The 20,383-nt window shown below is 47.8% G+C and carries 19 protein-coding genes; 6 read left to right on the top strand and 13 right to left on the bottom strand.

All coding sequences use genetic code 11. The features are described from left to right. Positions 1-19 precede the first annotated feature (19 nt). The 5 genes from WAE59_RS18225 to WAE59_RS18205 all read right to left on the bottom strand — a co-directional run bounded on the left by WAE59_RS18225 (position 20) and on the right by WAE59_RS18205 (position 7,584). A complete protein-coding gene (locus tag WAE59_RS18225; protein ID WP_337857399.1) occupies positions 20-979 on the bottom strand; it encodes a formylglycine-generating enzyme family protein in 960 nt (319 codons plus the stop codon). A gap of 203 nt (positions 980-1,182) precedes the next feature. Further along, positions 1,183-3,723, bottom strand: coding sequence for an ATP-dependent Clp protease ATP-binding subunit (locus tag WAE59_RS18220; RefSeq protein WP_337857398.1), 2,541 nt, complete (start codon positions 3,721-3,723; stop codon positions 1,183-1,185). 365 nt (positions 3,724-4,088) lie between these two features. Then, a complete protein-coding gene (locus WAE59_RS18215) occupies positions 4,089-4,280 on the bottom strand; it encodes a hypothetical protein (protein ID WP_337857397.1) in 192 nt (63 codons plus the stop codon). 181 nt (positions 4,281-4,461) lie between these two features. Continuing rightward, entirely contained in the window at positions 4,462-6,732 is a 2,271-nt protein-coding gene (gene katG, locus WAE59_RS18210) for a catalase/peroxidase HPI (protein ID WP_337857396.1), read from the bottom strand. Positions 6,733-6,831: 99 nt separating this feature from the next. Then, on the bottom strand, positions 6,832-7,584 hold the full coding sequence (locus WAE59_RS18205) for a response regulator transcription factor (protein WP_337857395.1): 753 nt from the start codon (positions 7,582-7,584) through the stop codon (positions 6,832-6,834). Positions 7,585-7,664: 80 nt separating this feature from the next. Here WAE59_RS18205 and WAE59_RS18200 point away from each other — a divergent pair, with 80 nt between their 5' ends. The 3 genes from WAE59_RS18200 (at position 7,665) to WAE59_RS18190 (ending at position 10,268) form a co-directional block, all read left to right on the top strand. Further along, complete coding sequence (locus tag WAE59_RS18200; RefSeq protein WP_337857394.1) at positions 7,665-8,312, top strand: DUF1349 domain-containing protein; 648 nt, start codon at positions 7,665-7,667, stop codon at positions 8,310-8,312. A gap of 100 nt (positions 8,313-8,412) precedes the next feature. Further along, entirely contained in the window at positions 8,413-9,468 is a 1,056-nt protein-coding gene (locus WAE59_RS18195; protein WP_337857393.1) for a glycoside hydrolase family 43 protein, read from the top strand. 71 nt (positions 9,469-9,539) lie between these two features. After that, positions 9,540-10,268, top strand: a complete 729-nt coding sequence (locus tag WAE59_RS18190) for a hypothetical protein (protein ID WP_337857392.1) — start codon at positions 9,540-9,542, stop codon at positions 10,266-10,268. 51 nt (positions 10,269-10,319) lie between these two features. Here the strand turns inward: WAE59_RS18190 and WAE59_RS18185 are convergent, their stop codons facing one another. Further along, positions 10,320-10,661: a HopJ type III effector protein gene (locus WAE59_RS18185; protein ID WP_337857391.1), complete on the bottom strand. Its 342-nt coding sequence runs from the start codon at positions 10,659-10,661 to the stop codon at positions 10,320-10,322. Positions 10,662-10,762: 101 nt separating this feature from the next. Between WAE59_RS18185 and WAE59_RS18180 the strand changes: the two genes are divergently transcribed. Then, complete coding sequence (locus tag WAE59_RS18180; RefSeq protein WP_337857390.1) at positions 10,763-11,719, top strand: SDR family oxidoreductase; 957 nt, start codon at positions 10,763-10,765, stop codon at positions 11,717-11,719. Positions 11,720-11,736: 17 nt separating this feature from the next. On the opposite strand, the gene WAE59_RS18175 is transcribed toward WAE59_RS18180, so the two are convergent. Beyond that, on the bottom strand, positions 11,737-12,402 hold the full coding sequence (locus WAE59_RS18175; protein WP_337857389.1) for a DUF4142 domain-containing protein: 666 nt from the start codon (positions 12,400-12,402) through the stop codon (positions 11,737-11,739). A gap of 110 nt (positions 12,403-12,512) precedes the next feature. Here WAE59_RS18175 and WAE59_RS18170 point away from each other — a divergent pair, with 110 nt between their 5' ends. Beyond that, positions 12,513-12,656, top strand: a complete 144-nt coding sequence (locus WAE59_RS18170) for a hypothetical protein (RefSeq protein ID WP_337857388.1) — start codon at positions 12,513-12,515, stop codon at positions 12,654-12,656. Between the two features lie 23 nt (positions 12,657-12,679). Here WAE59_RS18170 and WAE59_RS18165 read toward each other — a convergent pair whose 3' ends face one another. The 4 genes from WAE59_RS18165 to WAE59_RS18150 all read right to left on the bottom strand — a co-directional run bounded on the left by WAE59_RS18165 (position 12,680) and on the right by WAE59_RS18150 (position 16,093). Next, on the bottom strand, positions 12,680-13,312 hold the full coding sequence (locus WAE59_RS18165) for a DUF6266 family protein (protein WP_337857387.1): 633 nt from the start codon (positions 13,310-13,312) through the stop codon (positions 12,680-12,682). A gap of 4 nt (positions 13,313-13,316) precedes the next feature. Beyond that, entirely contained in the window at positions 13,317-13,553 is a 237-nt protein-coding gene (locus WAE59_RS18160; protein WP_337857386.1) for a hypothetical protein, read from the bottom strand. A gap of 73 nt (positions 13,554-13,626) precedes the next feature. Continuing rightward, positions 13,627-14,742, bottom strand: a complete 1,116-nt coding sequence (locus tag WAE59_RS18155; RefSeq protein WP_337857385.1) for an STN domain-containing protein — start codon at positions 14,740-14,742, stop codon at positions 13,627-13,629. Positions 14,743-14,917: 175 nt separating this feature from the next. Continuing rightward, entirely contained in the window at positions 14,918-16,093 is a 1,176-nt protein-coding gene (locus WAE59_RS18150) for a FecR family protein (RefSeq protein ID WP_337857384.1), read from the bottom strand. Between the two features lie 147 nt (positions 16,094-16,240). On the opposite strand from WAE59_RS18150, the gene WAE59_RS18145 reads away from it, so the two are divergent. Further along, positions 16,241-16,615, top strand: coding sequence for a VOC family protein (locus tag WAE59_RS18145; RefSeq protein WP_337857383.1), 375 nt, complete (start codon positions 16,241-16,243; stop codon positions 16,613-16,615). On the opposite strand, the gene WAE59_RS18140 is transcribed toward WAE59_RS18145, so the two are convergent. Further along, a complete protein-coding gene (locus tag WAE59_RS18140) occupies positions 16,608-17,174 on the bottom strand; it encodes an RNA polymerase sigma factor (protein ID WP_337857382.1) in 567 nt (188 codons plus the stop codon). The genes WAE59_RS18145 and WAE59_RS18140 overlap by 8 nt on opposite strands. Positions 17,175-17,278: 104 nt before the next feature. Beyond that, the gene (locus tag WAE59_RS18135) at positions 17,279-20,380 is read right to left on the bottom strand and encodes an efflux RND transporter permease subunit (protein ID WP_337857381.1); all 3,102 of its coding nucleotides are present in this window, start codon (positions 20,378-20,380) and stop codon (positions 17,279-17,281) included. Positions 20,381-20,383: the final 3 nt, after the last annotated feature.

Below are 20,383 nucleotides of genomic sequence, written 5' to 3'. Positions count from 1 at the left end.
CTTAATTTGTGTTTTTTGACTAATTGTCCTTGATTGGTGCTTTATCGTAATAGGCCTCTATTTCTGCTTTTGAAGGGGGAGTGACCGGTCTTACCAGGCGCATCCCAACAAAAGGAGCCTCCGGAAACCACCAGTTGCTTTTCGGGATCTGGGGATCCAGTTGTTTCCAGGACGGATCAGATGGTAATCTGGAAGCCGAGCGTGAATCTTTCGCTTCATCGTTATAAGCACCGCCTCTTATGGCATGGGGGTATAACTTATCCGGCACCACAACCGGGTTCTCAGGTTTGGAAGAGGCGTATGCGTTCTCTGTATACTGATCATAAGTCCATTCTGCCACATTGCCGTACATGTCGTAGAGTCCCCAGGGATTGGGCTTTTTCTTTCCGACAAGCTGGGTTTTGCCTTCACTATTTGCCGCAAACCATGCGTATTCTCCGAGTTTGCCCTCGTCATTTCCAAAGGAATACTCAGTAGTAGTACCTGCGCGACAAGCGTATTCCCATTCCGCTTCCGTCGGCAATCTATAGAAAACACCGGTGCGGGCGTACAGCCACTTACAATACTGAATGGCATTATAGTGTGTCATGGCCAGTGCAGGTTGCCCTTCTTTGCCCATGCCAAAGGTCATGTCAAGATAAGGTTTGGTCGGCCGGGTTACCGCATCTACATTTTTAGGAACAGGTACTGTACTGTGTGCAGTTTCATAATCGCGGTACAGGAAAGGCTCATAGATATCCCAGGTCACTTCGTGGGTGCCGATCCAGAAAGGGGCTATTTTTACTTTATGTACAGGCTGTTCATCCGCCTTACCTTTTTTGCTGCCCATTAAGAATTCCCCACCGGGAATGGCCTGCATGTTAAACGAGAGTTTTGTACCGTCGATCTGTTGTGTGTAAGCTGCGGGTTTGTCCTGCGCTGTAGTAGTTTCCACAGCAATTGCCAGTATGGGAACCAGCAATAATAGTTTTACGTTCATTTGAATACTTGGTGTTATAATAGTTTACCTAACCTATTTATTCCCTAAAATAGAGGCAATTATCCATAAACCAAAATATAAGCGGAGATAATTTACAAAATGTGTAAATCAAACACTAAGTTGTTACAAAATTGACAAGCCGCAGTCATAAAAAACCCCGGCTTGTCAAACAAACCGGGGTTATTATTTCAACTAAAGATTGCTTATTCTACGCTACCTTCTTCTTTTTTCTTTTTTTTTCCTGGACTTTTATTTTCCACTACGATCTCATCTTTTTCTTTGTCGTAGTCGATTTCCAGAATGTCTCCATCGTGGATCTCACCTTTCAGGATTTCTTCCGCAATCGGATCTTCCAGGTATTTCTGAATGGCGCGTTTCAATGGTCTGGCTCCAAAGTTAGAATCAAAACCTTTATCAGCAATGAAATCTTTCGCTCTGTCGGTCAGTTTCACTTCATAACCCAGGTTATGAACGCGTCCGAACAATGATTTCAATTCGATATCGATGATTTTGAAAATTTCTTCTCTGCCCAGTGTGTTGAACACGACCACATCATCCACACGGTTCAGGAATTCAGGAGCAAAGGCACGTTTCAGTGCACTTTCAATTACACCCCTTGAATGCGCATCTACCTGGTTCACTTTAGCAGAGGTAGAGAAACCAACGCCCTGACCGAAATCTTTCAATTGGCGTGCACCGATGTTAGAGGTCATGATGATGATCGTATTTCTAAAATCCACTTTGCGGCCCAAACTATCAGTCAGCTGACCTTCGTCCAGCACTTGCAATAAGATGTTGAATACATCAGGGTGAGCTTTTTCGATCTCATCCAGCAAGATTACGGCATATGGTTTACGACGAACCTTTTCGGTCAATTGTCCACCTTCTTCATACCCCACGTATCCCGGAGGAGCGCCCACTAAACGGGAAACCGCAAATTTCTCCATGTATTCACTCATGTCAATCTGGATCAGGGAATCGTCGCTATCGAACATGAAACGTGCAAGTTCTTTCGCCAGTTCCGTCTTACCCACACCTGTAGGTCCCAGGAAGATGAATGAACCGATTGGCTTTTTAGGATCTTTCAATCCTGCTCTTGTACGCTGGATGGCCCTGGTCAATTTCTTGATCGCGTCATCCTGGCCGATGATTTTCTGGTTCACCGTATCGTACATATTCAACAGCTTCACGCTATCGGTTTGTCCTACACGCTGCAATGGAATACCAGTCATCATAGACACCACCTCAGCTACATTATCCTCAGATACCGTATAGCGTTTGGTTTTAGTATCTGCTTCCCATGCTGCTTTAGCACGGTCCAGCTCTTCCAAAAGATTCTTTTCAGTATCCCTTAACTTAGCTGCCTCTTCATATTTCTGGCTTTTTACCACCTTATTTTTTTCGAGCTTGATCTCTTCGATCTTGCTTTCAATTTCGATGATGTTTTCAGGAACATGGATATTGGTCAGGTGAACCCTTGACCCCGCCTCATCCAGCGCATCAATCGCTTTATCCGGCAGGAACCTGTCTGTGATGTACCTTGAAGTCAGGGCAACGCAAGCATTAATGGCTTCATCTGTATAAGTTACACCGTGATGGTCTTCGTATTTCTCTTTGATGCGGTTCAGGATCTCAATGGTTTCATCCGGAGTTGCAGGCTCGATCATTACCTTTTGGAAACGACGGTCCAGGGCACCATCTTTCTCGATATACTGACGGTATTCATCCAGGGTAGTTGCACCGATGCATTGAATTTCTCCCCTTGCCAGGGCAGGTTTGAACATGTTAGAGGCGTCCAGTGAGCCGGAAGCTCCACCAGCACCTACTATCGTGTGGATCTCATCAATGAACAGAATCACGTCTGTAGATTTCTCCAGTTCGTTCATCACTGCTTTCATGCGCTCCTCAAACTGACCACGGTATTTTGTGCCAGCTACCAAGGAAGCAAGGTCCAAAGTAACCACACGTTTGTTGAACAATACCCTGGACACCTTCCTCTGCACAATACGCAGTGCCAGCCCCTCTGCAATGGCAGATTTACCAACACCAGGCTCACCGATCAGGATCGGGTTGTTCTTTTTACGTCTCGACAAGATTTGCGACACACGCTCAATCTCTTTCTCACGCCCAACGATAGGGTCTAAACGTCCCTCTTCAGCGGCTTTTGTCAAGTCGCGTCCAAAGTTGTCCAGTACCGGAGTTTTAGATTTGATGTCCGAAACCTTTTTCGGACTGCTGAAACTTTCTTCTTCACGGTAATCATCGTCCCCGCCAGTAGAAGCACTATTTTGGACATCATCTCTGAATCCGTTTTTATTGACTTCTACTTCCTGTTTGAAGATTTCATAATTGATGCTGAACTGCAACAGGATCTGTGATGCAATGTTATCGTCATCACGCAGGATAGACAACAACAGGTGCTCTGTTCCAATCAGGTCGCTTTTGAAGATCTTTGCTTCCAGATAAGTGATTTTTAATACTTTTTCAGCTTGCTTAGTTAATGGAATGTTCCCCAGATTAACTGTAACACTGGAGGTACCCCTTACGGAGTCCTCAATCGAACGGCGCAGTTTTGAGGTATCAACTCCCAATGATTTCAATATCTTGATGGCCATACCATCGCCTTCGCGAATAAGGCCTAACAATAGATGTTCTGCGCCTATGTAATCGTGACCTAATCTCAGGGCTTCTTCCCTGCTAAAAGAAATCACGTCTTTTACTTGTGGAGAAAATTTAGCTTCCATATATAACCTTTCTAAATCCGGAATGCCCTAAACTAAAAAATTTGTTTTATAAATGCACTCCTGACAATTTTATTTTATCAACAATTACGCCATTGGATGATAAACAGATGTGATAATTGCCGTTATTTCATAAATGTTACCAATTATTGACCATAGGTATGGCGCTGTAAATCGGCTAATCAATTAAAGAAAACGGCCTTGTTATTGGTTTTCGCGCCTACAAAGAGCAATTGTCCAATAAATGTAATCATTTTTCAGCCACATTGATCTGCCATTCTTACCTAATTTTCGCAGATAGACTACCAAAATGGCAGTATTTAATCTACAGTTCTGGTATAAAACGGAAAAATATTCCCCGGGGCCTTTTACAGCCCTTCCTGCTCTTCCCCTGTTTCAGCAGCGGCATCCAAACCAGGAAACTTTATTGCGGAGAATTCCAGGCTCAATAACCAATTGAATGGTGAGGCGGGGATCAGGCCATCTGCAGACTGGCCTTCAGGGTAAGCGGAATATACCGGATAATCCTCTATGGACGGAAATTCTAAATAGATTGACATGCGGCTTTTCTTATTTGGTTCAAAGCGCCGGTCTATAGTAGATTGCGCTTATTTTATATAACTAAATTTCGGCAAAAAAGTTTGATTTGCGGCATATAAATAAACATATCATATCCGGCTATATTTTTCCGATACGCCGCAATACGATTGTCCCCAATCTGATCGATGCTCCCCCCGCCTTTTACTCAAACCGGTCCAGATTCATCACTTTATCCCAGGCCGCTACAAAATCTTTTAAAAACTGCTCCCCGGCATCTGCACTTCCATACACTTCTGCAATCGCGCGAAGTTCTGCATTAGATCCGAATACCAGGTCAGCCCGTGTGGCCGTCCATTTGACCTCGCCGGTTGTCCGGCTACGGCCTTCGTATAGTTCGCGGTCGGGAGATACGGCCTTCCAGGAGGTATTCATATCAAGCAGGTTCACAAAGAAATCATTGCTCAGCAAGCCCGGTCTTTCCGTGAACACACCGTGTTTGCTGCCATCGAAATTGATATTTATCATCCTCAAACCGCCCAGCAGCACAGTCAGTTCCGGTCCTGTAAGACTGAGCAACTGTGCTTTATCAATCAGAAGTTCTTCCGTAGACACCGGAATTTTCGATTTGCGGTAATTACGGAAACCATCAGCAATTGGCTCCAGGTAACCAAAGGATTCCACATCAGTCTCTTCCTGTGAAGCGTCCATACGGCCCGCTTTGAAAGGGACGCTGATCGCGTGTCCGGCTTCCGCTGCGGCCTTTTCCAGGGCAGCACATCCACCAAGTACGATCAAATCTGCCAGGGAGACCTTTTTATCATCCCCTTGCCTGCCGTTGAACTCATGTTGAATGCCCTCCAGGACATCCAGGACCCGCTGCAACTGAGGCGGATTATTCACCACCCAGAAGCGCTGGGGAGCCAGTCGGATGCGTGCACCGTTGGCACCTCCGCGTTTGTCAGAACTACGGAATGTAGCGGCCGAAGCCCATGCCGTAGCTACCAGTTCCGATACACTCAGGCCAGATCCCAGCAGGGTCGACTTCAGTGCGGCTATATCCTGCCCATCGATCAATGGATGGTCCATCGCCGGAATGGGATCCTGCCACAACAATATTTCCTCAGGCACCTCTGGTCCCAGGTAACGGGCACGGGGGCCCATATCGCGGTGCGTCAACTTAAACCAGGCCCTGGCAAAGGCGTCAGCAAAAGCATCCGGATTTTCCAGGAAGTTCCTCGAGATCTTTTCATACACCGGATCAAACCGCAAAGAAAGATCGGTGGTCAGCATCGTAGGCAAGTGTTTCTTTGAATCATCAAAGGCATCAGGGATGATGCCGGGTGCATCTTTAGCTACCCACTGATGCGCACCTGCGGGACTTTTAGACAATTGCCATTCAAAGCCAAACAGGTTTTCGAAGAAGTTGTTGCTCCATTGTGTTGGTGTTTTTGTCCAGATCACTTCCAGACCACTGGTGATCGCGTCTGCACCTTTGCCCGAGCCATAGCTGTTGCTCCAGCCCAGGCCCTGCAGTTCCAGGTCGGCCGCTTCAGGTTCCTTACCCACATGCGTGGCGGGAGCAGCACCATGGGTCTTACCAAAGCTATGTCCGCCCGCAATCAGCGCCACGGTTTCTTCATCATTCATGGCCATACGGCCGAAAGTATCGCGAATATCTCTTGCAGCAGCTATAGGATCGGGATTTCCGTCCGGTCCTTCAGGGTTTACATAAATCAGTCCCATCTGTACCGCAGCAAGCGGCTTTTCCAGTTTACGGCTGTGGATATCCCCATCGGCATCATCGTCAGACGACACCACTCCATGTTCCTTTGGCACACCTTCAGAACCATGTGCATAGCGGAGGTCTCCACCCAGCCAGGTGTTTTCGGCACCCCAATAGATATCTTCCGAAGGCTCCCATACATCTTCACGGCCACCGGCAAAGCCAAAGGTTTTAAAACCCATAGACTCCAGGGCTACATTTCCGGTCAGGATCAGGAGATCCGCCCATGAAATGTTACGGCCGTATTTTTGTTTAATCGGCCAGAGCAGCCTGCGGGCTTTATCCAGGCTCACATTGTCGGGCCAACTGTTTAGCGGCGCAAAGCGCTGCTGCCCGGATCCCGCGCCACCACGGCCATCCCCCACACGGTAAGTACCAGCACTGTGCCAGGCCATCCGGATGAACAAAGGGCCATAATGCCCAAAATCTGCCGGCCACCATTCCTGCGAATCGGTCATCAGCGCATGGAGGTCGCGTTTTACCGCTTCCAGATCCAGGCTATTAAAGGCCTCCGCATAGCTGAAGCCAGCTCCCATTGGGTCCGATAAAGCAGAATGCTGACGAAGGATATTGAGTTTCAATTGATTTGGCCACCAGTCGCGGTTGCGGGTACCACCACCGCCTACATTGTGCTTCATGGTTCCATTATGAAAGGGGCATTTGCTGATGTCGTTTGATTCGTTTTCCATATTTTAACATTTTTGGGGTTGAACAACAAGCCGGCACACTCGGTGCAGATACCTAAATTTAAGACATTCAATAAACAATCGCAATGAATTATTTCGATATTACAACAAACCAATACTTTCTGCAACCCGGCAGGCTTCCAGTGCGTTAGTCACATTCAGCTTCTCAAATATATTTTGCCGGTGCCGGTTCACCGTATGGATGCTCAGCCCCAGTTTAGCTGCAATTTCCTTACTCCTGCGCCCATGTCTGATCAGCTGCAACACCTCTGCTTCCCGCAGGGAAAGCAGCTCATTGAAACGGTTCTGCTTGTCTTCCAGAATTTCCCCGGAGCGTTTATTGATGATCAGGCCCTGAGGGATCCCAAACTCAGGATGGTCATAGACCCTGTTGTACAGGCAGAGGGCCAGCCAGACACTGCCGTCCTCAGCACTGCTGATGTACAGCAGGCGGTGCTGGATCATCAGGTACCTGCCCTCCCGGTTGCGGATCCTGAGCCTGGTGATCACCTCATAATCGCTACGCTCATCCACTTCCAGGGCATTCAGGAGTTGGAAGAACTGAAATTCCAGACGGTATTTCTTTTGCAGATCCTCCGGATGCACCCTGCTCAGCAATTGGTCTTCCCAGATCGAATTGATCTCGCTCTCCTGCTGATCAAGCCCCAACTGTTCCGCAACGGCACCATAATAAAGATAGCTCTTCCTCGCCCGCATATCGCTGAGTACGGCCATGCTATTTTCCATCTTTGTGTACATCCGGGCGATCAGCCTGGCATTTTCCAGTTGAAGGCCGGGATTCGAAGTCGTCTCAAAAGGCTGGGTCAAAAGTTTAATGTCAAGCAGATCACGCATATTTTCCGGTTTACTATGGTTATTAATCACCATTTGATGTGGTCAAAGCAGTCAATAACTTTACGAACTTACTAATTTGAATGAAAAAAATCCTTTTTACGCTAGGCCTTCTGCTTAGCCTTACCGAAATGAAAGCACAGCGCCTCGAAAAAATGCACTGGTACAATGAACCGGAGCAATGGGAGATCAAGAACAACAGCCTGATCATGCAGGTAACGCCCAATAGCGACTACTGGCGGATCTCGCATTACGGCTTCACCGTAGACGATGCCCCATTTTATTATGGAAACTATGGTGGCGAGTTTGAAGCAAAAGTAAAGCTCACAGGAGCATACAAAGTACGTTTTGATCAGATGGGCCTGATGATCCGCACCGACCACAAAAACTACATCAAGACAGGCGTTGAATTTGTAGACGGAAAATTCAATGTCAGCACCGTGGTCACCCACGAAAAAAGCGACTGGAGCGTGTTGCCCCTCGAAAAAGCACCGCCTTTTATCTGGATCAAAGTGGTGCGCAGGCTGGATGCTGTAGAAATCTTCTATTCATTGGACGATAAAACCTACATCATGACCCGCAACGCACCGCTGCAGGACAATGCACCAGTGATGATCGGCCTCATGGCTGCTAGTCCTGATGGCAATGGATTTGAAGCAAAATTCGAACACTTTAAAGTGACGCACCTTCCGGATCAGCGCAGACTGGATTGGCTCAAGGCACATCAATAACGCAAACACAGTAATGAAACCTGGTTCGGGCCTTTCCCGCCCGAACCATTTCTAAGTATAGCGCAGTACATTTAGCGATTCTTTTGCTAACTTAGAGACAATGAAACCAATCCTTTCCCTCCTCTTGCTGCTGCAATTGTGTCTCGCCATGCCAGAGGCCAGCCTGTCGCAATCCACAAAAAATAAAGAAAAAATCTGGCTGCTTACCTATTTCAGGCAGCGCTACCCCACACGCATCGAGATCAATGCAAAAGGTGAAACCGTAGAAGTTCCATTACCCAACCCCATGCAGGTAGAGCAATTGCATATGGCATTGTCTACTGACGGGAGGCATTGGACACCACTGAATGACAATAAGCCGATCTGGGATCAGTTCATGCGCGACCAATTTATCCACCGGGGCTCAGATGGCCTATGGCGACTCCTGGCCACCGGAGGGGGAGCCAGTGCAGAAGACCGCAAAAAATATGGCCCTACCGCCACCCTCGCCACTTCGAAAGACTTGATCCACTGGGAATTCAACCAGCGGATACACCTCATGAAGGACGCAAAGAACGAATCCGGCGAACTGGCCAGGAATATCTGGGCTCCTGAGTTTTTTTATGACAAAGCCACTAAAGAATACACTTTATTCTGGTCTTCCTCTTTTAAGGATGCAGGCTGGAAGGAGAGTCAGCTCTGGTACTGCAAGACAAAAGACTGGAAGAGCTTCAGTCCGGCCAAAGTACTTTTCGCGCCCCCTTACTCAGTCATAGACGGCACATTGATCAAGGAAAAAGACACCTATTACCTGTTCCACAAAGAAGAGGAATTTGGAGTGAAAACCGGGGAACGCCGGGGAATACGGCTGGCTACATCCAAAACCCTGGAAGGCCCTTACGAAATCTACCATGGCCCACTGAACCAGGGACAGATTGCCCCGGTCATTACCGAAGGCCCAAGTGTGATGAAAGATCCGATAAAGAATGGCTGGCTGTTGTTGTACGATTACCCAATGGTAGACCGTTACGGGGTTTCTTCATCTCCCGATCTGTTTCACTGGAATCTGGAAACCAATATTTCCATGCCAGAAGATGCCAGGCACGGCAGTGTATCTGAAATCACCGCCAAAGAAGCCGCAGCCCTGCGCAAGGCTTATCCCTCTGGAAAAAAATAATTACTTACTGATGTAACTTTTGACATCACCACAGGTCTCAAATTTAAATTAACCCAATCAATCGCCAAACCATGAAAATTCAAGCATTTGTAATCGCGGGACTGCTTTTCCCCGCCAGTCTGTTTGCCCAGTCGATCAAACAGCCAATGATCTCCAGTTCTGAAGATCCGAGCACGACCATCACAGAGGTCAACACCACTGCTCAAAATACGGTAGTCACCTTCAAGTACACCAGTCCGGCCAAAGGTGCCTGGGTCCAACTGAACAAAAGCATGTATTTACAAGATGCCAACGGCGAGGAAAGGTATGAGTACCTAAGGTCGGAAGGCATCCCACTGAGACCCGAAAAATTAGTCACCAACGCAGACAATCAGGAAGTGACCTTCAAAGTATATTTCAAAAAGCTTAAACCAGACACTAAAGAGATCAACGTCATTGAAAGGGCCCGTTCCATTCATGAAATGAACGACGGAATAAATTTTTTAAACTTTTACCGGGTGAGCTTACAAAATTCCCGCCCTGCAGGCAATTCAACTGATGCAAACCGCGTCGATGTGATGGTGATGCCACCGCCGCCAGTACAAGGAATGCCTGAGAACATGGGTCCGATGATGAGCAAGATGTACACCAGCATGCTTACTTCACAATTAGCTATCTACGACAACCCTGAAATCACCGCTCAGCTGGCCAGGATCACCAAGAGTTATTACGACGCCTTGATCAAGGTCGGTTTTCCCGCAGACGCAGCATTAAAGATCATCATCGCTAAACCACTCGTCTCAACGGAAGGCATTAAATAACAAATTTAATCCTGGATTTCAACAGTTATACCGCTGAAATCCAGGATTATTTTATTTTCCTTGCAAGGCAGTTCCTTCAAATACAATTCCCGACCATCCATTTGCCATAAACTGTCTGATGTTCTGGTGGTCAGTTGCTTCCGGAGTATCCAGTACAGACTGATAATGTTCCGCGAACAAAGTTAAAGTATCAGCCTCAGAGAGTCCATTTAGCTGAGCAAAAGAAAACACCTTCGCGCTGCCTTGGTTTTGTGTAGCCTCATTGTAAGCTTCACCATTTTTGAAAGCAGTAGGCGTGTGGAGGTAATGGCTTTCAATAAAAGCGATTACATCTGAAAAAATGATTTTTTTCGATTTTAAGTCTTGTAATAAAGTGCTGATTTGCTCTTGCATGTCAATATTTTCTGTGGTATAAACTGCAAACTTAATATTATTTCGGCTAAAACCGATCCGCTATTGTCTTGTTGTAACACTAACATCCTAAACAGAATCGTATGTCAAGAACAATAGTCATTACCGGAGCATCAAGTGGAGCAGGACGAGCCATCGCATTGGCATTTGCAGCAAAAAAAGAACATTTGGTACTCGCATCCCGGAACTTTGAAGAACTAAAGAATGTTGCCATCGACTGCGAAGAACTTGGCGCAGTGGTCCGGCTGGTAGAAACCGATGTTACTGATCCCGGCTCCATGATCAACCTGGCAGCGCAGGCAGCAGATTTTCGCGGAAGTATTGATGTCTGGGTAAACAATGCCGGCGTGCTTGCGGCAGGAGCTTTTGATGAAATGCCCATGGAAGTGCTCGACCAGGTCGTACGCACCAACCTCATGGGTTATATGCATGGCGCACATGCCGCATTGCCATATTTCAAAAAACAAGGTTATGGAATATTGATCAACAACATCTCTATAGGCGGTTTCCTTCCCGTTCCCTACGGTGCGGGCTATTCGGCCAGTAAATTTGGGATCAGGGGATTTTCCGCAGCATTAAAAGCCGAGTTGTCCGGCTATCCGGACATTCATATCTGCGATGCCTTTCCAGCTTTCCTGGATACTCCGGGCATTCAGCATGCTGCCAATTATACCGGTAAGCAGCTCAAGCCTGCACCGCCCACCTACGATCCGAACCGCCTGGCCATGGCCATTGTGGACATCGCTGCTCGTCCCAGATCGGAGACCATGGTGGGCAGCATCTCTGTATTGCTCAGGTTATCTTACGGCTTATTTCCGGCACTCACACGTACCATCGCCGGCAATGTCATCAAAGGCTACCTGAACCGGGCGGCAAGTATCGACAAGACCGACGGCAATATCTTCAACACCGTAAAATACGGAAACGCAGTGCATGGCGGATGGGGTTTTCCCGGAAAACCAAAAGCCCACCGCAAATACATTGCTGGCGGGCTTTTAGCTGTCTCTGCCGGTTTACTCCTACTGCTCAATAAGAAGTAGGCTGCTCAGCCTAATATTTAATTGGTACTACCTGCGGTTGGGCTCAGCCCCTGCAGGTCATCACCATTTCCGGTATTGCTCAGGTTCATGCCCTTGCCTATTTTCACTGCTTCATTATAATGTCCGGTCACCACAGGCAAAGTCTTCGCTGCAAAAGCCTTGATCTGTGCATTCGCCAATGATTTACCTTCAGTCAGCAATTGCACCGTCAGGGCATGATCGGCGAGCATCATGGTCATGTACTGCTCGTCAAACTTTTTATCTTTCAGCTTTTTAAGTCCTGCAAGGTGCTGCGCTTTATCGTCTGCCAAAGTCGCCGGAAGCTGCATACCTACGCCATTTGCGATGCCCGATAATTCCTGGTTCGCTTTCGTATGGTCTGCGATCATTTTATTGGCAAATGCCTTGATGGCCGGATCGGAGGACTGCTGCAGGGCGATATTGGCAGCCTCCACTTCCATCATTCCACCAGTTGCGGCAGCGAGCATGAAAGTCTTTTCATCGCCATTGAGCGCCACATCTGCAGTCTGTGCCTGCGCGCGCTGGGTGGTGTCCCCTATTGAGTCGATGATGTGATTGGCACTATCGTCGCGGTCTTTCCGGTCTGCAGTCCCGCAGGCATTTAACAGGATGGCCAGTGCCAGCATTGCAGGGTATTTCGAAGGTTGAAGGGATGTTTTCATAATGTTCTTTCTATTTGATGATACCTATTAAACATCCTGCACCGGCATTGGTTTTAGCCTTATTTCCAGCCTAATTTCTATATTTCCAATTCGGGGCACTATAATTGGGTATGTTCAGGAAAATTATGGTCCCAAACTTTGTGCTTTTCGGTTACCAGATTGGTGCCTCAGAAATATTACTCATCATCCTAGCCGTCTTTGTGATCTTTCTTGTCGTCAGGAACCTGCTGATCAAAACCGATAAAGCAGGCTGAGTTGCAGCCCGCTTTATCCAGTTTCATAAATTTCCCAGGTACTGCGTAGTACTTACAGCTTTGCCATCCATGCTCATATAAAACAGGTAACCATGTAGTTCATCATGCGCAAAGCCCCCGGGCAATTGCAATAGTGCCTCCTGGTCGCCACGATCAGCCACTTCTTTATAAGTTGCAAACTTGCCTTTTGTGACATTGTAAAAGATAAAAATGGCGCGGTCATTCTCCTGATGGAAAGCAGAGCTGAAGCCATTTTGCCAGGTAATGCGGATCAGGCCGGAATCCAGTTTCGAAAACTCGCGGATATACGAACTGAAAAGTTCGCCACGGCTAAACACCACCATCGGAAAATTGATCTCGCGCTCAGTCCCCTCGCTCTTCAGCGCTTCCCTGAACACAAAAGAAATTGCCTCATTCATGGGCGTCTTACCGGATGTGACGGTCTGAAAACCGATCCAGATCAGGTCTTTAAGCGGTTTCAACCAGCTGCTGACCATCCCAAAGACCTTCCAATGCTCCAGTTGCTTTTGCGTTGGTGGCTTGGCCGAGGCTTCCGGCAGGCTCCTGAAATGATTCACTCCCCGCCAATTCACCGCTACTACATTTCCAATTTTCCCTTTCAGCGGGCCATTTATTCCATTATTATATGTAGCCATATTTTTAGTTTAACCAATCACTGTATTTATAAATCGTTCTCCTATGTCTTATTTTTCTGTAAACGCCGTCGCCCTCGCGGGAGCCGATCACATTGGTATTGGCTTCTATGCTGTGTATATAATCACCCTTTACATATTCAACCAGGCCTACATGCCCAATCCTTTTGAGCGAAGGGAAGTAAATGCCCAGCACTAGTCCTCTAGCGTCAGTCTTCAGCTCCCCGGGGTCAGTCTTCGCCACTCTGGGGTCAGTCTTCGCCACTCTGGGGTCAGTCTTCAGACTGGCCCTTAAACGACCGCCCCACTCCACAACCCTATCCTTCGGAAACATTGACGGTGACCAGGCAGTCCTGGGAGCGGGAAAACCCGTTTCCCTGAACCAGGTGCTTACCGCCGCCGCGCACTTTCAAGACATCAATACTTTCAATATCCTGAGGGTTAATGAAGTTCAGCGGATTACCATTGGTGTTTTGCATCATACTTCTTCTTGGCGTACCAGATTCTCCCAGTTCATTGGTCAATCCCGGAAGCATCTGAGATGTGTAAGGCACACCATCGATCACATAAAAAGGATCACTGCCAGAATTGAAACTGTTCTCCCCTTGAATAACGATCTTGATTCCACTGCCGGGAACGCCAGACGACTGCTGGATCATCACTCCCGGCACACGGCCTTGTATGGCCAGCAATGGGTTCGCTACCGGCGACTTCTCAATATCAGTTGCTTTCACAGTACTCACATTCCCTGTGCCCAGTCTTCTTGAAGTAGTGCCATAGGCGATCACTTGTACTTCATCTAATTTCGAATCGGCAGGCTCCATTTTCACAACTCCTAAATCATCAGTCGCCTTCTTTTCGAGCGTCTTAAATCCTATATAAGAAAACACTATTGTCGCGTTTTCTTCTACCGATTTGATAAAAAAACCGCCACCATTGTTAGTCGTCGTTCCTTGATCCGATCCCTTTACTCTCACTGTCACGCCCGGCAAGGGCACACCCTGCTCATCTACCACCTGTCCCACAACATTAATCGTCTGAAATCGGGCGATTACCCTATCCAGAAAACTCGTTTCCTTCTTTGAAACCACTACTGCCTTTGCATCGATCTCATATTCCAGCGGCTGATCTTTAAAAATGGTTTGCAATACCTCCTTCAATTCTGCATTGCTCACGTTTATGGTTACGTTTTTTGCCCCTTTTAGCGTGGTGGTACTAAACATGAAATCGTAACCGCTCTGCTCACTGATCCGTTCAAATATTCTTACAAGTGGCGCGTTTTTTTCACGCAAAGTAATTCTCTGTGCAAAACTGCTTGCACTTACCTGCATAATGGCTGTAATCAATATGATGGTGGTTAGCCTCATGATCAGCAAGATTTTGGCTATGACGCGCGGTGGCGCCCATAGTTTTTGTTGTAAAACTTTGTACATTTACTTCCAGTTTGGTTGATATCGCTTTGCCTAACATGTCCAGTGCACAGCATTGCGAGGTTGATAATTAATTAATTTTTAATCTTACCAGACCATAGGTCACTTCAATTCACGTTGAAGTGGCTTTTTTATCTAGTGATTCCAATAAGATCATTTTTACAACAGGGGTAACGATTTAATTGATAACAGTAACCCTCCTTCCTTCTATTCTAAAATGAACACCCTTTGTTTTCTCCAGCATCATCAGCGCCTGGCTAATGTTTTTACTCCGGGAAACCCTCCCTGTAAATCCTTCCGTAGTTACCTTCCCTTCATAACTCACTTCTATATTATACCAGCGTGCCAGTTGCTTCATGATATTTTCAATGTTTTCATCATAAAACCGGAAATATCCGTCCTTCCAGGCAGTAGCTTCAGTTATATTGGCTTCCGTTATGGCTATCCGCTGAGCTCCGGTTAAAACGGATTGCTGGTTGGGTTTCAGTACTACGCTTTGTGCTGCTTTGTCAGGGATGACACGCGCACTACCCTCTACCAGGGTCGTTTTCACGCTCAGTTCATTGCGATAGGCATTGATGTTAAATTCTGTTCCGATATCTTCCACAACCTGCCCCTTACTCTCCACACGGAAGGGTTGCTTTTCATCATGAGTAACTACAAAGTACGCTTCACCTTCAAGAAATATTTTGCGTTCTTTACCAGAAAATTGTGAAGGGAAACTAATTTTTGAATCTGCGTTGAGAAAAACGTGGGTTCCATCCGGGAGGGTAAATTCGTAAGTTTGGCCTTTAGCTGTAGAAGCGGTTAGGTTCTGCGCTTTGCTACTCAGGCGGTCGTCATCCTGAACTGGTTTCAGGATCTCGCCATCGTCATACTTCAGCTCATCCCCTACAATCACACCTTTTTTGTTTCCATCAAGTGCGATCACTGCTCCATTGGCTAACGTGATGGTAGCACCGTTCTTACCGGGTGCTATGTCAGATCCTGAAACAAGTTCAGGATGACGGTCATTATCAAGATGACGGGGAGTAGTAAAGAACCAAACTCCAAACACTATGGTAGCTACCGCGGCGGCTATGCTTACCGCGATACGGATGCGCGGCCACAATGACCTTGCTGCTTTGACCGGCGTCACATCAAGCTCTGAAGCTGCATTGTGATCCCACGCCGCGCCGAACTCAAGCCTGTTCCAGACTTCGGCTTTCAGTGCTTCCAGTCTGGCCTCGTCTATAGCACCGCCATTTTTTGAGTCCTGCAAGTTATAGGCACGCTCTACCAATACCTTTTCTCCAGGCGTACATGTCCCAGCAAAATATTTGTCCAGCAATTCTTTAACTTCTTCGTCCTTCATATTCATTTCCCTTTTTTTCGGGCTTACAATACTATGAACCCTGAAAAGCGATTTGGTATTAGATAGATTTAAAAAAAATTAAAAAAGACTTTTGGTAATCTTCTAAATTAGCTTGAAATTACTGGGAAACAAACACATACAATAACTATGAAAAAAGTAACGGGTCTCGGAGGTGTATTTTTTAAATGCGACAATCCGAAAAGTATGAACGAATGGTATGCTGAAAACCTGGGATTGCCTACCACAGCCTACGGTGCCACATTTGAATGGCGGGAGGCAGATGATCCGGATAAATCAGGATCTACCTCCTGGTGCACTTTCCCGCAGGACACCCCCTATTTCAACCCCTCTACCAAGCCTTTTATGATCAACTACCGCGTGGAAAATATCCTTGAACTGGTAGCTGAACTGAAAAAGAACAACGTGACCATCGTAGATGAGATCTCAGAATACGACTATGGCAAATTTGTACATATCCTGGATCCGGAAGGAAACGTCATAGAACTCTGGGAACCTAAATAAAAAAAGAGAGCCCCTTATTCAGGCTTTCCCTCATGATCTTCAGGGCATTACTCACTTGTCTCTTCACCGTGTGGTCAGACAGGTTGAGTTGCTTTGCAATCTCCTTATGCGACAGTTCCTGCATCCGGCTCAGCTCAAAAACTTCCCGCATCTTCGCCGGCAATCTCGATAAGCCTTCTTCAATTTTCTTCCGCAGTTCTTTTTCTTCTAATTGCTCATCGGTGCTGGCTATCCCACTCTCCATTTCCTGCTGTAAAGTAGCGGCATAAGCTTCCGCTACTTTACTGTGGCGGATCTGCTTCAGGATGCGAAAGCGTGTAGAGGCATACAAAAAGGAAGAAAGCGAAGTGTGGATTTCCAGTTCCCCTGCTTTTTCCCAGAGCATTTGAAAAATGTCCTGTACCACATCCCTGGCCTGCTCTTCATCCCGCAGCATGTCTACCGCATGACGCAGCAGCAAGGGCAGGTAACGGTCGTACACCTGAGCAAAAGCCAGCTGGTCACGGTCTTTAATGGCCGCGACAAGTTCCTGGTCAGAATATGTGCTGTAAGCAGACATGTATCTAAAATCCCTTTGAAACTAAATTTACTGATTTATTTCAGCAAGTTTATATAAATCTTAGGTGATAACAGTAAGCATCATCGATTTTTTTTTAAAATCGATCATACCGCTTTGCTTTTTTTCCGGAACTTCAACAGCAGATTTTCTACGATCAGGTACATGCTTGGAACTACAAACAGCGTCAGCACCATAGAGCTGGTCAGCCCGCCGATGATCACCCAGGCCATTCCATTTTTAATCTCCGAGCCTGCCCCGCTGGCCAGGGCAATGGGCAACATCCCCAGGATCATAGCCAGTGTAGTCATCAGGATCGGGCGCAAACGTTCCTTTCCTGCTTCCAAAAGTGCCTCCACGACGCCATACCCTTCTGCCTTCAGCTGGTTGGCAAAATCTACAATCAGGATCGCATTCTTGGACACCAGGCCCAGCAGCATGATCACCCCGATGATGGAAAAAACATTCAGGGTATCCATCGTAAGTGCCAGGGCCAAAAAGGCACCGATCAGGGCTACGGGGATGGAAAAGAGGACCACAAAAGGATAAATTGCATTTTCATACAGGGCCACCATGATGAGGTAGACCAGCACAATAGCCACCACCAGCGCAAATCCCAAACTGCCAAAAGCATCTCCCTGGTTCTTTACCTCCCCGAGGTACTCCACCGTGATACCCTCAGGCAGTTTAATCCCGGCAGCTTTGGCCTTAATGTCTTCTGCGACTGAGCCGGTTGGCCGGCCGGCCACGTTGGCTTCTACGGTGATCGAATTCAGGCGGTCACTGCGCTGCAAGACACTCTCTCCCATGCCGGTTTTTACTTCGGCAAACTGGCTGAGCACAAATGTCTGCCCATCGGCATTGCTGAAGGAAAGGTTTCGCACATTGTTGATGTTGGAGCGGTCATAGCTGTCCAGGCTGATTAATATGTCGTACTCATTACCCGCCTGCTTAAACTTTCCCTGGTCATTGCCACTGAAAGCATTCTGCAGGGCTGCACCTACCTGGCTGGCATTGATGCCCAGCGCAGTCATCTTCTCCCGGTTCAGGTTCACTTCTACCTGCTGCTTCTGGTCCTTCACGGAAAGCTGCACAAAGCGGGTACCGGGTACAGCAGCGGCTACTTTCCGGTATTGCTCCGCTACTGCGCGGATTTTCATCAGGTCCAGTCCCTGGATCGCGATCTGTATGGGCGCTGTATTGCCTCCCCCCGCAATCGAGGTTGGGGCTGCAGTTATCCTGGCGCCAGGCAATGCCCTGCTCAGCTTTTTCTGCATCACGTTTCCAAAGGCTTCTGCAGTCATGCTCCGCTCTTTTTTGTCTTTCAATGTGACGGTAATGTCTGCCAGGTTACTGCTGTTGCTGGCACCCGCTACACTGCCGCTCACAAATCCAATGCTGGAAAAAACGCCAGTCACTTCGGGTTGTTTCATGATCATCCGCTCTGCTTCCTGTGTCAGCATATTGGTCTGGTATACCGATGCGGAAGGGGCCAGTTCCAGGCTGATCAGCAATTGGCCCTGGTCTGCCTGAGGCATGAAGGCCGCGCCGATAAAACCAAATGGCAGCAAGGCCAGAGAGCCGATGATGAGCAGCATCACCCCGCCAAGTAACCATCTTTTTTTATGCAGCACAAATTTAAGTGCCTGGACGTAATCTTCCTTTAGCCCATCGATGAACTTTTCGAAGCCCAGGTTGATCCTGCCCCAAAGTGTACGGCTGTGTAGTTCTTCTACCTTACCGAAACGACTGGCGAGTAATGGCGTGACCGTGAAGGACACAAATAAGCTCATCAGCGTGGAGAACACCACCACCAGGGAAAATTCCTGCAAAAGGGATCCGATGATGCCTCCGGCAAAGGCGATCGGAAGGAACACCACCACATCCACCAGGGTGATCGCCAATGCGGTAAAGCCGATTTCACTGCGACCTTCTACCGCAGCCTCTCTTTTATCTTTGCCCATCTCCAGGTGCCGGTAGATGTTCTCCAATACCACGATAGAATCATCTACCAGGATCCCCACCACCAGGGAAAGGGCCATCAGGGTCATCAGGTTGAGCGAAAAGCCCAGGAAGTACATCACGATAAAGGTGGGGATGATCGAGGAGGGCAAGGCCACCAGCACGAACATGGAGCTCCGGAAACTGTGCAGGAAGGCCAGCATCACGATTCCTACGATCAGTACTGCAAGGCCGAGGTCTTCCATTACTGCATCTGCCGATTTCAGGGTATAGACGCTCTGATCGGAAGAGACTTTAAAGCTGATCGCATTTTGCTTGTACTGGGCTTCAATTTCTGAAAACTTCTTCTTCACTTCTTCGGTAACCTCTACGGCATTGGCATCACTTTGTTTGATGATCTGGATCCCGATCGCGGGTACGCCGTCGATGTGGTTGATCGCTGTAGTTTTGGCCGTAGCATCTACCACCTCGGCCAGGTCTTTGAGGTATACGCTGCCGGTCTGCGGGCGCTGCAAAACGATGAGCTCCCGAACTTGCTGGATGCTGGTTACATTCGCGTCAAAGCGGATCGACAATTGTTCGTCCCGGGTCTCTATGCTCCCCGCCGGAAAGGATTGATTGGCATTGCTGATGGCTTCCGTAACCTGGTTGATCGACAAACCATAAGACCTGAGCTTTTCCTGATCTACGTTGACCCGGATCTGCCGCTCGTCACCCCCGATGATGTTCACCTGCCCTACGCCGGTCACGTTTTGCAGCACCGGCAACAGTTGCTGGTCTACAAAATCATACAAGGGCCTGGGCGCCATATTGGAGGTTACCCCGGCACTGAGTACGGGTGCTTCTTCCAGGTTTATTTTGTTTACTACCGGCTTGTTCACGTTATCCGGGAGCTCATTCTGGATCTGGTCGGCTTTGCGCTGGATGTCACGTTCGGCCTGGTCGATGTCTGTTCCGCTCTTGAGCTGCACCACCACACTGGATAGGCCCTCCTGTGAGCTGGAAGTGATTTTATCGAGTCCCTCAATCGATGAAAAAGCATCTTCGAGCTTTTTCGTCACCGATGTTTCTACCTCTGCCGCCCCGGCCCCCGGATATACGGTAGTGATGGAAACGGTCGGGATCTCCAGTTTGGGCAAGAGGTTATAGTTTAAGCCGAAGTACGACTTCGCCCCAAAGATGAACAGAACGGTGAAAATAACGACGATGAGTAGGGGCCGCTTAACGGCTATTTCTGTGATTGACATGTT

Source organism: Pedobacter sp. GR22-6 (assembly GCF_037402555.1).
Classification (GTDB): domain Bacteria; phylum Bacteroidota; class Bacteroidia; order Sphingobacteriales; family Sphingobacteriaceae; genus Pedobacter.
The sequence above is the reverse complement of the archived record's forward strand: the minus strand, read 5'-3'. Positions and strand labels throughout refer to the sequence as shown.